This is a genomic window from Pseudomonas sp. Leaf434, assembly GCF_001425545.1.
Classification (GTDB): Bacteria; Pseudomonadota; Gammaproteobacteria; order Pseudomonadales; family Pseudomonadaceae; genus Aquipseudomonas; species Aquipseudomonas siliginis.
Map to the genome: position 1 here is coordinate 2,516,235 of NZ_LMQZ01000001.1, position 14,316 is coordinate 2,530,550.

Here is a 14,316-nt window from a genome sequence, read left to right on the forward strand (position 1 = left end):
AGCCTGCTCGCGAAAGCGGAGTGTCATTCAACATTGATGTCGACTGGTACACCGCATTCGCGAGCAGGCTCGCTCCCACAGGGTTTTGTATCTGGCCTTGAGTTAAACGAACTGCGCCGCAGCGTAACCAGAGGCCCAGGCCCACTGGAAATTGAAGCCGCCCAGGTGCCCGGTGACGTCGAGCACTTCACCGATGAAGTACAGGCCGGGGCTTTTCAGCGACTCCATGGTCTTCGACGACACCTCGCGGGTGTCGACGCCGCCCAGGGTCACCTCAGCCGTGCGATAGCCTTCAGTTCCCGCCGGCACAACCTTCCAGCTGCCGAGTTTCTCGGCAATCTCCGCCAGTTCAGCATGGGTGTACTGCTTCATCGGTTTGGAGACAAACCAGTTGTCCGCCAGCAGATTGGCCATCTTCTTGGTGAAGATCTCGCCAAGCAAAGTCTTCAGCTCGCTGTTCGGACGCTCGGCGACTTGCTGTTGCAACCAGCTCGCCGCGTCGTGATCCGGCAGCAGGTTGATCTCTACCGTATCGCCAGACTCCCAGAACGAGGAAATCTGCAGAATCGCCGGGCCGCTGAGGCCACGGTGAGTGAACAGAATGTTCTCGCGAAAGCTCTGGTCATTGCAGCTGACCAGACAATCCACCGAGGTGCCGGACAGCTCTGTGCACAACTCCTTGAGCTGGTCGGTAATGGTGAACGGCACCAGCCCGGCGCGGGTCGGCAGCAGTTCATGGCCGAACTGTTTGGCGACTTGATAACCGAAACCGGTGGCGCCCAGGGTCGGAATCGATAGCCCGCCGGTGGCGATCACCAGCGATTGGCACTGGACTTGGCCGAGTGTGGTGTCGAGCAGATAACCGCTGTCGGTTTTTTCGATGGTCTGGATCGAGGTGTCCAGGTGCAGCTCGACGCCGGCCTGATCGCATTCATCAAGGAGCATGCCGAGGATGTCGCTGGATTTGTTATCGCAGAACAGCTGGCCGAGTTTCTTCTCGTGGTACGGCACGCCATGTTTGCCGACCAGACCGATGAAATCCCACTGGGTGTAACGGGCCAGCGCCGATTTGCAGAAATGCGGGTTCTGCGAAAGGAAATTGCTCGGTTCGGTGTACATGTTGGTGAAATTGCAGCGGCCACCGCCGGACATGAGGATTTTCTTGCCGGCCTTGTTCGCGTGGTCGAGCAGCAACACCTGACGCCCGCGCCCGGCGGCGGTCAGGGCACACATCAAGCCGGCCGCGCCAGCGCCAATGATCACGACTTCGGTAGAGCGCAAAACGGTGTCCTCTTGGTGGGTCGCTACAAAACAAACTGTGGGAGCGAGCCTGCTCGCGAAAGCGCTGTGTCATTCAACAATGATGTCGACTGACAGATTGCATTCGCCAGCAGGCTCGCTCCCACAGGGGGTCTCCTATGGATGGGAGATCGCTTACAGAATACGTACCCGCAACGAGCGGCCTTTGATCTTGCCGTCGTTCAGGCGCTGCAAGGCCTGCATGGCCACGGTGCGCTCGACAGCGACGTAGGCCTGGAAATCGAAGATGGCGATTTTGCCAACCTGCGCGCCGGGAATGCCCGCTTCGCCGGTCAGTGCGCCAAGAATGTCGCCCGGGCGCACTTTGTCTTTACGGCCAGCGCCGATGCACAGAGTGGTCATCGGTGGTTGCAGCGGCGCCAGGCCCTGGGACTTGAGGTTGTCGATCTGATCCCAGTTCAGCGGCGCTTTCTGCAGTTGTTCGATGGCTTGCGCACGATGCGCTTCGGACGGCGCGACCAGACTGATGGCAATGCCTTTCTCGCCGGCACGACCGGTACGGCCGACGCGGTGGATGTGGATTTCCGAATCGCGCGCCAGCTCGACGTTGATCACCATGTCCAGCGCATCGATATCCAGACCACGGGCTGCGACGTCGGTGGCGACCAGCACCGAGGTGCTGCGGTTGGCGAACATCGCCAGTACTTGATCGCGGTCACGCTGTTCCAGATCGCCGTGCAGGCCAACAGCGGAAATGCCTTTGGCGGTCAGGTGATCGACGGTTTCCTGCACTTGCTGCTTGGTGAAGCAGAACGCCACGCAGGACGCCGGACGGAAGTGGTGCAGGACTTTGGTCACCGCGCTCATGCGCTCTTCCGGGGAAATCTCGTAGAAGCGCTGCTCGATCTGCGTGTCGTCGTGGAAGGCTTCAGCCTTGACGGTCTGCGGATCGCGCATGAATTTCGAGGCCAGTTGCTTGATGCCCACCGGGTAGGTCGCGGAGAACAGCAGAGTCTGCCGGCGCTCCGGGGTCTTGATGATGATGTCTTCGATCGCGTCGTAGAAGCCCATGTCGAGCATGCGGTCGGCTTCGTCGAGGATCAGCGTGTTCAGGCCATCGAGCACCAGCGAACCCTTGCGCAAGTGCTGCTGAATGCGCCCCGGGGTGCCGACGATGATGTGCGCGCCGTGCTCCAGCGAAGCGATCTGCGGGCCGAACGACACGCCGCCGCACAGGGTCAGGACCTTGATGTTGTCTTCGGCGCGGGCCAGACGACGGACTTCCTTGGCCACCTGGTCGGCCAGCTCACGGGTGGGGCAGATCACCAGCGCCTGGCACCCGAAGTAGCGCGGGTTGATCGGGTTGAGCAAGCCGATGCCGAACGCGGCGGTCTTGCCGCTGCCGGTCTTGGCCTGGGCGATCAGGTCCATCCCCTTGAGGATCACCGGCAAGCTCTGCGCCTGGATCGGCGTCATCTGGGCATAACCGAGTGATTCGAGGTTAGCCAGCATGGCGGCGGACAGCGGCAGAGTATTAAAAGCGGTGGCGATGGTGGTCACGGGACTGGCCTGCAAAACAAAATGTCGCGCAGTGTAGCAGCCCCGTGCTGGTTTCCTCGACAGTTCTGGACGAACAGCGATTGAACCCGAGGCAGGGATTACCTGTGGCGAGGGGATTTATCTGTGGCGAGGGGATTTATCCCCGATGGGGTGCGCAGCACCCCCAATACCTGCCACCTCGATTCATCAGGCTGACCGCATCCAACCTTTTTGGGGCTGCTGCGCAACCCAGCGGGGATAAATCCCCTCGCCACAGAAGTCAAAGAACTCCTTCAGCAGAATCAGTGTTCGATGTGTTCTTGTGGACGTTTCGCCCGGCGCCCGTCTTCCTTCGACAGTTGCGAGAAGATCGTCGCCGCCAGCATCGCCATCACGCCGACCGTGACGAAGGTCAGCTGGAACGCGCCGAGTACGGTTTCCACGCCATCATTGCCGACCTTCGCAGTGAAGCCACCAAGCAGCGCACCGGCGCAGGCCACGCCGAGGCTCAGCGACAATTGCGCGACCACCGACAGCAAACTGTTGCCGCTGCTGGCGCTGGCATCGTCGAGGTCGATCAGCGTCACCGTATTCATCGCGGTGAATTGCAGCGAGTTGATCGCCCCCAGCACCGCCAGCAGGCACAGCAGCAGCCAGTACGGCGTCTGCTCGCTGACCAGGCCCATGCTTGCCAGCATGATCCCCAACGCCAGGGTGTTGCCGGTGAGGACGATGCGATAGCCGAGGCGTTCGATCAGCGGCCGCGCGACCCACTTGGCGACCATCGCCGCAGCGGCCAGCGGCAACATGCTCATCCCGGCTTGCGAGGGCGAATAACCCAGCGCCACTTGCAGCAACAACGGCACCAGAAATGGCAAAGCGCCGCTGCCCAGTCGCGCGAACAGGTTGCCGAGAATGCCCACGGCGAAGGTGCGGGTCTTGAACAGCGAAGGCGCAAACAGCGGATTCTCGATATGCCCGGCGCGCAGCCAGTACGCCGCCAGACAGGCCATGCCGGCGAACAGCAGCAGCATCACCCGCAGGTGCGGCAGGTGCAGTTCGCCAAGACCTTCCATGGCGATGGTGATGAGGATCATCGCTGCGCCGAACAGCAAAAAGCCGAGGCTATCGAAGCGGGTGCGCTCCGTGCCGCGCAGGTCTGGGATGAATTTCCACACCGCGTAGCAACCGATCACCCCGACCGGCAGATTGATCAGGAAGATCCAGTGCCACGTCACGTATTCCACCATCCAGCCGCCCATGGTCGGGCCGATCAGCGGGCCGAGCAGGCCGGGAATGGTGATGAAACCCATGATCCGCACCAGTTCCGAGCGCGGGTAGGCACGCAGCACCACCAGCCGCCCGACCGGCAACATCAGCGCACCGCCGAGGCCCTGGATCACCCGTGCGCCGATAAGCATGCTCAGGCTGCTGGATAACGCGCAGAGCAACGAGCCGAAGCTGAACAGCAGAATCGCGCCGAAGAAGATTTTCTTGGTGCCGAAGCGGTCGGCGATCCAGCCAGAGGCCGGGATCAGCAGGGCCACGGTGAGCATGTAGGCGATGATCACACCCTGCATGCGCAACGGGTCTTCCGCCAGATCGCTGGCCATGGCCGGCAGCGCGGTATTGAGGATGGTCCCGTCGAGGGACTGCATGAAGAACGCAATGGCGACGACCCACGGCAACCAGCGGGCGGTGATGGCGTCGAGAGGCGGGCGGTTGGGCATGGAACCTCTTGTGTCAGTGCATATTCAGAGTCGAGCGCGGTCAGTGTGGGAGCGAGCCTGCTCGCGAAGAGGCCATTTCATTCAACATTGATGTCGATTGATCTAACGCTTTCGCGAGCAGGCTCGCTCCCACAGGTTTTGCATTTACAGCGTCAGCGTGAGTCGGCTGACCAGCGCCCCCGGCAACAGCGATGACGAGGTATTGCGCTGGCTGTACGTACTCGCCGACAGCAGCAGCTCACGCTCGGTGGTCAGTGCCTCCAACTGCGAACCGAGCAGGTTGTAGGCGCTATCGTCAAAGCGCATGGTGCTGACCGGCGCCTGGATTTCGCCGTTCTCGACCCAGAAGGTCGCGAAGCGGGTCATGCCGGTCATGCGCGCCGCCGGTTGATCCGAGTAGTTCAGATACCACAGGTTGCTGATATACAGCCCGGTGCCCAACTGCTTGAGGATCTCTTGCTGCGACAGATCACCGGCGGCCATGTTCAACGCACTGGGCATCTCGCCGCCGCCCGCACCGTTCGCCGCCAGACCATATTCGGCGGCGCTGCGCGAGCCGACCAGTTGATCGCCGGCCTTGCCTTCGATGATCAGACGCAGATCGCTGCGCGGATAACCCTCGGCGGAAAACGCCGGGCTTAGGGACTCGCTGACTTTTTCATCCAGCGACAGCAACGGGCTGAATGCCTGATCGCCGACGTAGAGCTTCTGTAACGGGCTGCTCTTGCTGGCGATCGATTGCGCCGAGAACCCGCCCCAACTGAGCATGCCCATGATTTCTTCCAGCGCCGCCGGTGCCAGATAGGCACGGTACTGCCCCGGTGCCAGGGTGCGTAACGGTCGGCCGAGAAACTCAAGCTGTTCGCGTGCCTGGGCGAAACGCCGGGCGAAGCCCTCGTCGCTCCAATCGTGGCCGGCATAGCTGGCCTTCACCGCTTCGCCGTTTTCGTGGAACAGGCTGAAGTCGAAATTGAAGCTGTTGGCTTCATGCCAGCCGAACGCGCCAGCGGAGCTGGCAAAGCCACGGCTGATCGGACCGGCAGCATAAAAACCGACCAGATCGAGACCTTCAGCGGCGGCGCAGATTTGCCCGACGACATCTTCGGTGTCCGGCAGCGGATGCGCTTGTACGTGCGTGCTCTGCCAGCTGTTGTGATTGAGCAGCAAGTACGGGTCCTGCGGCAGCAGCGGCAAGGTTTCGCGCAATTGTTGCAGGCCTTCGGCGAGCCGTTGCAGATCGGCTTCCTGATCCCCGGACAAGGTGATCTGCAGGTCGGCGTGGCGACCGTCGTTGATCAGTTTCAGGCCGACGTTGGCCTGCTGCACTTGCCCGGCCTGGCGCACCTTGGCGTGATTGAAGCGCACGAACGCCGAGGCTTCGGCGGCGTAGCTGAGCGTGAACTGTTCCGGCTCGCGCACGCTGTCGCGCAGCCAGTTGACCATGACCTTGAAGGCGTCGGACTGACGCTTCGAAATGCTCATCAGGCGTCTCCCCCAAACACATCAATGTTGCTGAATACGCAGGCCGGCGAAGCATGGCCGACGCGAATCACCTGGTTCGGTTCGCCCTTGCCGCAGTTCGGCGTGCCCAGCACCTTGACGGTGCTGGCATCGCCGACGGCGCGCAGGCTCTTCCAGAAGTGCGCGGAAATCGCCCGGTAGTTGGGGTTTTTTACCACGCCTTTCAGTTCACCATTCTCGATCAACTGGCCCCATTCGCAGCCGAACTGGAATTTGTTGCGCGCATCGTCGATCGACCACGAACGGTTGGTGCTCATCAGAATGCCGTGCTCGATACCGCCGATCATCTGCTCCAGCGTTTGATCACCCGGTTCGATGTTGAGGTTGGCCATGCGGTCGATCGGCGGCCGGTTCCAACCGCAGGCGCGGCTGTTGGCAACGCCATCGAGGCCGGCGCGATATTGCGACAGCGCTCCGCCCAGCGGCCGCAGTAAAAGGCCGTCGCGAATCAGGAATTGTTTGCTCGCCGCGGTGCCGTCGTCGTCATGGCCGTAGCTGGCGAGTTCTTCCGGGATGCCGGGGTCGAAAGTCACGTTGAGCAAATTCGAGCCGTATTGCAGGCTGCCGAAATCGCTGGTCTTGACGAAACTGGTGCCGGCGTAATTGCGCTCATCGCCGAGGATGCGGTCGAGCTCCAGCGGATGACCGATGGACTCGTGGATCTGCAGCATCATCTGATCGGGCATCAGTAGCAAGTCGCGCGGGCCTTGCGGGGTGTTCGGCGCGAGCAGCAGTTGCAGGGCCTGATCGGCGACTTGCGGACCGGCACCGACCAGGCCGCAACGGCTGATGACGTCGGCGCCACCCTGCTGGCCGAAGTTCTCGCGGCCGAGGCTGCGGGTCTGGCTGTCGTTGCCGTCGTAGGCGGTGACGTCGAGGCTCGGATAGACGAAGCGCTGGGCCTGACGCAATTCGGCGCCGGCGCTGCTCAGGTAGATCTGCTCGACATGGGTGATGCCGATGCTTACCTGCCAATTGACCAGGCGCTTATCCTTGGGCACCGAGGCGGATTCCGCGCCGAGCAGATCGAAGCATTCGCTCAGGGACGGGAAGGGCTGTTCGAGATTGGGTGAAAAATAATCAGCGCGATCGCTGGAAAGCGGCTGCTCGCGCAGATCGAGCAAGGCGTGCGGCTTGAGCCGGCGGGCCTGTTGCTCAGCGCGCTCGAGAGCGGCTTGCAGGCCTTGTTGCGAGAGGTCATTGGTCGCCGCATAGGCTTCGACGCCATTCACGCGCACGGTGAGCATCGCCCCTTCATCGCGGCTCAAACTCGGCGGTTCGGCGACATTCTTGCGCACCGACAGAAACTGCCCGGACTCGCGCACATACCGCAGGGAAAAAAATTCAGCGCCCGTGCGCAAGGCAGCAAAGCGCTGCTTGAGCTGGGGGTGGAAATCGAACATTCGGGAACCTCCTTGTAATGGAGTAGCGGCATGGCGACAGCGGGGAGGGGTGAAACGGTTGCGCGAGGTCTAGAGTAGGCCTGCGTGGGGGTAGGATCAAGTGAAGAGGGGGTGTAGGGGGATTTACTGTGCAGCGGGGAAGTGTGTGTTGCTGTGAGGGCCTCTTCGCGAGCAGGCTCGCTCCCACAGGGGATTTGTGAATGCCACAGATCCAGTGTGGGAGCGAGCCTGCTCGCGAAGGCGGCGCCTCGGTACTACGACTTACTGCGTAACCGGGGTGATATCACGCATCGGCTTGCCTTTGACCGGTGCGCCGTTCGCGACGTAATAAGCAGCGGTGCTGCGCGGCAGCGGCTTGCGGCCACGGATCTTGTCGGCGATTTTCTCGGCCATCATGATCGTCGGCGCGTTGAGGTTGCCGGTGGTGATGATCGGCATGATCGAGGCATCGACCACGCGCAGGCTCTGCATGCCGTGCACACGACCTTCGCCATCGACCACGGCCATCTCGTCGGTGCCCATCTTGCACGAGCAGGACGGGTGGAACGCGGTTTCGGCGTGCTCGCGGATGAACTTGTCGAGCTGCTCATCGGTTTGCACGTCGATGCCCGGGCTGATTTCACGACCACGGTATTGATCGAGTGCCGGTTGCTGCATGATTTCGCGGGTCAGGCGGATGCCGTCGCGAAATTCCTGCCAGTCCTGCTCGGTGGCCATGTAGTTGAAGAGGATGCTCGGGTGCTGGCGCGGGTCCTTGGATTTGACCTGGATGCGACCACGGCTGGGCGAACGCATGGAACCCATGTGCGCTTGGAAACCGTGCTCTTTCACACCGTTGCTGCCGTTGTAGTTAATCGCCACCGGCAGGAAGTGGTACTGGATGTTCGGCCATTCGAATTCCGGACGCGAACGGATAAAACCGCCGGCCTCGAACTGGTTGCTGGCGCCGATGCCGGTGCCGTTGAACAGCCACTCGGCACCGATCGCTGGCTGGTTGTACCAGAGCAGTGACGGGTACAGCGAAACCGGTTGGGTGCAGGCGTATTGCAGGTACAGCTCAAGGTGATCCTGCAGGTTTTCACCGACGCCCGGCAGATCGTGGACCACCGGGATGTCGAGGCTTTCCAGCAGTTTCGCCGGGCCGACACCGGAGCGCTGCAAAATTTGCGGCGAAGCGATGGCGCCGGAGCACAGCAGGACTTCCTTGCGCGCCTTGGCTTCAACACGTTCTTCAGCGTCGCCGATCAGGTAACGCACGCCGACCGCACGCTTGCCTTCAAAGAGAATCTTGTCGGTCAGGGCGTGGGTGACGATGGTCAGGGTCGAACGTTTTTTGGCGATGTCGAGGTAGCCACGGGCGGTGGATGCACGGCGGCCGTTCGGCGTCACGGTGCGGTCCATCGGGCCGAAGCCTTCCTGCTGGTAACCGTTGAGGTCTTCGGTACGCGGGTAACCGGCCTGCACGCCAGCTTCAACCATGGCGTGGAACAGCGGGTTGTTGCCGGCTTTCGGCGTGGTCACGCTGACCGGGCCGTCGCCACCGTGGTAATCGTTCGGGCCGATGTCGCGGGTTTCGGCTTTGCGGAAATACGGCAGGCAATCGAGGTACGACCAGTCTTCCAGGCCCGGCAGTTTCGCCCAGCCGTCGTAGTCCATCGCGTTGCCACGGATGTAGCACATGCCGTTGATCAGCGAAGAGCCGCCAAGGCCCTTGCCGCGACCGCATTCCATCCGGCGACCGTCCATGTGTGGCTCTGGATCGGTTTCGTAGGCCCAGTTGTAGCGACGACCCTGCAGCGGGAACGCCAGCGCGGCGGGCATCTGGGTACGGAAGTCGAGGCGGTAGTCCGGCCCCCCGGCTTCGAGCAGCAGAACGGTGACGCCTTCGTCTTCAGTCAGACGGGTCGCCAGGGTGTTACCGGCCGAGCCGGCACCGATGATGATGTAATCGAATTCTTGGGACATTGAATGCACCCTCTTTGATAGTGGTCAGGTCGGACCTTGGCGAGTGCTGTGCACTCGAATCGCTGGCAAGCCAGCTCCCACAGGGATTGGGGGCTGCCACAAATTGGGTGGACGACTCCAAACCTGTGGGAGCGGGCTTGCCCGCGAAGAGGCCTTCGCGAGCAATGCAAATCTCGGGTCTTAGAACACCGAAACGTAATCGCCCAGCTCGACCTGTACCGATTTGATGCGTGTGAAGTTGTTCAGCGAGCTGATCCCGTTCTCACGGCCAACACCCGACTGCTTGTAGCCGCCGACCGGCATTTTTGCGTCGGACTCGCCCCAGGCGTTGATCCAGCAGATACCGGCTTCCAGTTGATGAATCACGCGGTGGGCGCGGTTCAGGTCTTTGGTGACGATACCGGCGGCCAGGCCGAAGTCGGTGTCGTTGGCGCGGCGGATCACTTCTTCTTCGGTTTCGTAGGAGAGGATCGCCATGACCGGGCCAAAGATCTCTTCACGAACGATGGTCATGTCGTCGGTGCAGTCGGTGAACACGGTGGGCGCAACGAATGCGCCTTTGGCGAATTCGCCGTCGGTCAGGCGACCACCGCCGCACAGGACGCGGGCACCTTGTTCCTTACCTTTTTCGATGTAGGCCAGCACGCTTTCCATGTGGGCGAAGCTGACCAGCGGGCCGAAATTGGTATTTTCGTCTTCCGGGTTGCCGACGCGGATGCGCGCAACGCGCTCAACGATCTTGGCCTCGAACGCGGCTTTCAGATGCGCCGGTACGAACACGCGAGTGCCGTTGGTGCAGACCTGACCGGAGCTGTAGAAGTTGGCCATCATCGCCGTGTCGGCGGCGCGATCGAGGTCGGCGTCGTCGCAGATGATCAGCGGCGACTTGCCGCCCAGTTCCATGGTCACGTCCTTGAGCGACGAAGCCGAGGCGCTGGCCATGACTTTCTTGCCAGTGTCGGTGCCACCGGTGAAGGAGATTTTCTCGATGCGCGGGTGCTCGGTCAGCCAGGTGCCGACTTCGCGGCCGCTGCCGGTCAGGACGTTGAACACGCCGTTCGGCACGCCCGCTTCGGTGTAGATCTCGGCCAGTTTCAGAGTAGTCAGCGAGGTGACTTCGCTTGGCTTGAAGATCATCGCGTTACCGGCCGCCAGGGCTGGAGCGGATTTCCACAGGGCGATCTGGATCGGGTAGTTCCACGCGCCGATACCGGCGACCACGCCCAGCGGCTCGCGACGGGTGTAAACGAAAGAGGTGTCACGCAGCGGGATCTGCTCGCCTTCGATGGCGGGCACCAGGCCTGCGTAGTATTCCAGCACGTCAGCGCCGGTGACGATGTCGACGTACTTGGTTTCGGAGAAGGATTTGCCGGTGTCCAGGGTTTCCAGCGCAGCCAGCTCATCGTTGCGCTCGCGCAGGATGTCGACGGCGCGACGCAGGATGCGCGAACGCTCCATGGCGGTCATCGCGGCCCAGATTTTCTGGCCCTTTTCGGCGCTGACCACGGCGCGCTCGACGTCGTCTTTGGTCGCACGTTGCACCAGTGCGAGGACTTCACCGTTCGCCGGGTTGATGGCTTCGAAGGTGGCGTCGCTGCCGGCGTCGGTGTACGCGCCATCGATGTAGAGTTTTTGCAGTTCGAAACGGGCCATAGTGTCCTCGCAAGTGCATTGGTGGTTGGCGTTGACCACCGCGATGACGCTGCGGTGGAGTTCAGGGGCCGAGCATTTTCTGTGTGCTCTAGCTCACCTTCTTGGCCAATTGGAAATCCATGTATTCGTAAGCGATCTGTTGCGCCTGCGCCGTGTCGAAAGCGTCTCCCGACAGCGCGCCGCGCAACCACAAGCCGTCAATCAACGCTGCCAGACCCCGGGCGGCGCTGCGCGCATCTTCGAGCGGCAGCACACGGCGGAACTGGCAGCACAGGTTGGAATACAGACGGTGATCGTTGATCCGCTGCAACCTGTGCAAAGACGGCTGGTGCATGCTGGTGGCCCAGAAGGCCAACCAGGTTTTCATTGCCGGGCCATTGACCTGGCTGGCGTCGAAGTTGCCTTCGATGATCACCTGCAGATGCGCCCGTGGGCTGTCATCTGCCAGCGCCTGACGGCGCGCGGTGACGCTCTCGCTGAGGGCGGTCATCAGGTACCGCATCGTGGCGGCGATCAGGCCGTTCTTGTCCTGAAAGTAATGACTGATGATGCCATTCGAGACACCGGCCAAACGGGCGATCAGCGCAATGCTGGCGTCCCCCATTCCGACCTGATCGACCGCTTGCAAAGTGGCTTCGATCAGTTGTTGGCGGCGGATGGGTTGCATACCGACCTTGGGCATCTTGCACATCTCCTTAGGCCTTCCGAGGGGCGAATGACGCCGATCGGATTGAGGGCCAGTCTATTTTGTTTTGATTGAACGTTCAATCAACAAAGAATAAGATCTGCGACAATTCGTCGCTGCCTACAGAAAATTCCTACACGTAATGACGATAAAAACCGACACCTGAAACGGCTCGAAACCTGCGCGGGGCATGGCGCGGTTCGCGATTCGATGGACGTGTTGAAAGGGCAAGACGCTCGGGGCCAGGTTTCGGATGAACGTCCGTCGCCTCTGGCCACGAAAGCGAATACGCAACGCCATTTCGACAGGTTCGGGCTTTTTTCGGAGTGTCTTTATATCACCCGCCGGTCGGCTGCCAACTAACCGATTGGTCGGGTTCCGTGATGCCTTGTGTTCTTCTCTCGCACTGCCTGGAGCATTTGTGCCATGAGTTCTGCCTCGCTAATAAAGACCCCGCCCGAGAAGGTGACGGTCAACGGTTGGGTGTTCTACACCTCGACCGCGCTGATTCTGTTGTTGACCGCCATTCTGATCATCGCCCCGCAAGAGGCCGGCAGAATGTTGGGCATGGCCCAGGCCTGGTTGTCGCGCAGCTTCGGCTGGTACTACATGGTGGTGATCGCCGCCTACCTGGTGTTCGTGGTCGGTCTGGCGTTTTCCTCGTACGGCAAACTCAAACTGGGCAGCAAGGACGACACCCCGGATTTCAGTTACGGCGCCTGGGCGGGGATGCTGTTCTCGTCGGGCATCGGCATTTCGCTGCTGTACTTCGGCGCGTCCGAGCCGCTGGATCACTACTTCAATCCGCCGGAAGGCACCTCGGCGACGAATATGGCGGCGCGGCAGGCGGTGCAACTGACTTTCCTGCACTGGGGCCTGCACGGCTGGGCGATCTACGCACTGGTTGGTCTGGCGGTGGCTTATTTTGCCTATCGGCATAACCAGCCGCTGGCCCTGCGTTCGGCGCTGTATCCGCTGGTCGGCGAGCGTTGGGTCAAGGGCGCGGCCGGTCACGCGGTGGACGGCTTCGGCATGTTCGTGACCCTGCTGGGCCTGGTGACCAACCTGGGGATTGGCTCGCTGCAAGTGTCGTCCGGGCTGGAAAACCTGTTCGGCATGGAGCACAGCAACACCAACCTGCTGATCGTCATCATCGTCATGAGCACGGTGGCGACCATCGCCGCTGTGTCCGGTGTGGAAAACGGCATCCGTCGTCTGTCCAACCTGAACATCGTGCTGTTCAGCGGCCTGCTGATTTTCGTCCTGCTGTTCGGCCCGACCTTGCATCTGCTCAACGGCTTCGTGCAGAACATTGGCGACTATCTCAACGGCGTGGTGCTGAAGACCTTCGACCTGTACGTCTATGAAGGCGACAGCGCCAAGTCCGATCGCTGGTTGGGCCTGTGGACCCTGTTCTACTGGGCGTGGTGGATTTCCTGGGCGCCATTCGTGGGCATGTTCATTGCGCGGATTTCCCGTGGCCGCAGCGTGCGTGAACTGGTCGCTGGCGTGCTGCTGATTCCGCTGGGCTTCACCTTGGCGTGGCTGTCGATCTTCGGCAACTCGGCGCTGGATCTGGTGATGAATCAGGGCGCGGTGGAGCTGGGCAAGACGGCGCTGGAACAGCCGTCGATGGCGATCTATCAGTTGCTTGAGCATTATCCGGCGTCGAAAGTCGTGATTGGTGTGTCGATCTTTGTCGGCTTCGTGCTGTTCCTGACCCCGGCCGACTCCGGCGCGGTGATGATGGCGAATCTTTCCTGCAAGGGCGGTAACGTCGATGAAGACGCGCCGCACTGGCTGCGGATCTTCTGGTCGGTGGTGATCACGCTGGTGACCATCGGCCTGCTGTTCGCCGGCAACTTCGAAGCCATGCAGACCATGGTCGTGTTGGCCGGCCTGCCGTTCTCGGTGGTGCTGATCTGCTTCATGTTCGGCCTGCACAAGGCGATGCGCCAGGACGTGCAGATCGAACAGGAGCAAGCACAACTGGCCGAGCGCGGACGCCGTGGTTTCAGTGAGCGCCTGACGCAACTGGATCTGCAGCCGAGCCAATCGGTGGTGCAGCGCTTCATGGACAAGCACGTCACTCCGGCGCTGGAAGATGCAGCGGCGCAATTGCGCAATCAGGGCATTGAAGTGCAGACGCTGCTGGGCAAAGCCAAGCGTTGCATGGGTGTGCGGGTCGAGATGGAAGAGGGCAACCCTTTCGTTTACGAAGTGAGCCTGGATGGTTATCTGGCGACCCCGACCGAATCGGCGCAGTCCGATGAAGCGCGTCAGCGTTATTACCGCGCTGAGGTGTATTTGCACAATGGCAGTCAGGACTATGACTTGATGGGCTTCACCCCGGAGCAGATTACCCGGGATGTGCTCGATCAGTTTGAAAGCCATCGGCAGTTGTTGGGGCGGGTTTATAGCTAAAGTCAAAAGCTGACCCTCACCCCAGCCCTCCCGAAACGTCGGACCGCCCGTAGGGAGAGGGAGCCGACTGAGGTGTCTGGCGTTGTACATTGACCTGAAAGATCGAGTCGATTATGGATTCGGTAAAGCAAGATCA

9 protein-coding genes are annotated in these 14,316 nt (G+C 61.3%); 1 reads left to right on the forward strand and 8 read right to left on the reverse strand.

Going from position 1 to position 14,316, the window contains the following annotated elements:
• Window positions 1-102 precede the first annotated feature (102 nt).
• The 8 genes from ASG55_RS11270 to betI all read right to left on the reverse strand — a co-directional run bounded on the left by ASG55_RS11270 (window position 103) and on the right by betI (window position 11,753).
• Window positions 103-1,281, reverse strand: a complete 1,179-nt coding sequence (locus ASG55_RS11270; RefSeq protein WP_016772798.1) for an NAD(P)/FAD-dependent oxidoreductase — start codon at window positions 1,279-1,281, stop codon at window positions 103-105.
• Between the two features lie 153 nt (window positions 1,282-1,434).
• On the reverse strand, window positions 1,435-2,820 hold the full coding sequence (gene dbpA / locus ASG55_RS11275; RefSeq protein WP_024014613.1) for an ATP-dependent RNA helicase DbpA: 1,386 nt from the start codon (window positions 2,818-2,820) through the stop codon (window positions 1,435-1,437).
• A 281-nt stretch (window positions 2,821-3,101) separates the two neighbouring features.
• Window positions 3,102-4,529, reverse strand: a complete 1,428-nt coding sequence (gene mdtD, locus ASG55_RS11280) for a multidrug transporter subunit MdtD (RefSeq protein WP_056786508.1) — start codon at window positions 4,527-4,529, stop codon at window positions 3,102-3,104.
• 144 nt (window positions 4,530-4,673) lie between these two features.
• A complete protein-coding gene (locus tag ASG55_RS11285; RefSeq protein WP_056786510.1) occupies window positions 4,674-6,011 on the reverse strand; it encodes a TldD/PmbA family protein in 1,338 nt (445 codons plus the stop codon).
• Window positions 6,011-7,453, reverse strand: a complete 1,443-nt coding sequence (locus ASG55_RS11290) for a TldD/PmbA family protein (protein ID WP_041476770.1) — start codon at window positions 7,451-7,453, stop codon at window positions 6,011-6,013. Before ASG55_RS11290 ends, ASG55_RS11285 begins: the two co-directional genes overlap by 1 nt.
• 261 nt (window positions 7,454-7,714) lie before the next feature.
• Window positions 7,715-9,418: a choline dehydrogenase gene (gene betA / locus ASG55_RS11295; RefSeq protein WP_056786513.1), complete on the reverse strand. Its 1,704-nt coding sequence runs from the start codon at window positions 9,416-9,418 to the stop codon at window positions 7,715-7,717.
• A gap of 180 nt (window positions 9,419-9,598) precedes the next feature.
• The gene (gene betB / locus ASG55_RS11300; RefSeq protein ID WP_039757620.1) at window positions 9,599-11,071 is read right to left on the reverse strand and encodes a betaine-aldehyde dehydrogenase; all 1,473 of its coding nucleotides are present in this window, start codon (window positions 11,069-11,071) and stop codon (window positions 9,599-9,601) included.
• Between the two features lie 88 nt (window positions 11,072-11,159).
• Window positions 11,160-11,753 (reverse strand): transcriptional regulator BetI, encoded by a 594-nt coding sequence (betI, locus tag ASG55_RS11305; RefSeq protein ID WP_008085771.1) that lies wholly within the window; start codon window positions 11,751-11,753, stop codon window positions 11,160-11,162.
• A gap of 486 nt (window positions 11,754-12,239) precedes the next feature.
• On the opposite strand from betI, the gene ASG55_RS11310 reads away from it, so the two are divergent.
• Entirely contained in the window at window positions 12,240-14,180 is a 1,941-nt protein-coding gene (locus ASG55_RS11310; RefSeq protein ID WP_223630511.1) for a BCCT family transporter, read from the forward strand.
• The last annotated feature ends 136 nt before the right edge of the window (window positions 14,181-14,316 follow it).

Excerpts from the sequence above, each read along its gene's own strand:
- mdtD (WP_056786508.1), bottom strand. The coding sequence starts at position 4,529 with ATGCCCAACCGCCCGCCTCTCGACGCCATCACCGCCCGCTGGTTGCCG.
- ASG55_RS11285 (WP_056786510.1), bottom strand. The coding sequence starts at position 6,011 with ATGAGCATTTCGAAGCGTCAGTCCGACGCCTTCAAGGTCATGGTCAAC.
- ASG55_RS11290 (WP_041476770.1), bottom strand. The coding sequence starts at position 7,453 with ATGTTCGATTTCCACCCCCAGCTCAAGCAGCGCTTTGCTGCCTTGCGC.
- betA (WP_056786513.1), bottom strand. The coding sequence starts at position 9,418 with ATGTCCCAAGAATTCGATTACATCATCATCGGTGCCGGCTCGGCCGGT.
- betB (WP_039757620.1), bottom strand. The coding sequence starts at position 11,071 with ATGGCCCGTTTCGAACTGCAAAAACTCTACATCGATGGCGCGTACACC.
- betI (WP_008085771.1), bottom strand. The coding sequence starts at position 11,753 with ATGCCCAAGGTCGGTATGCAACCCATCCGCCGCCAACAACTGATCGAA.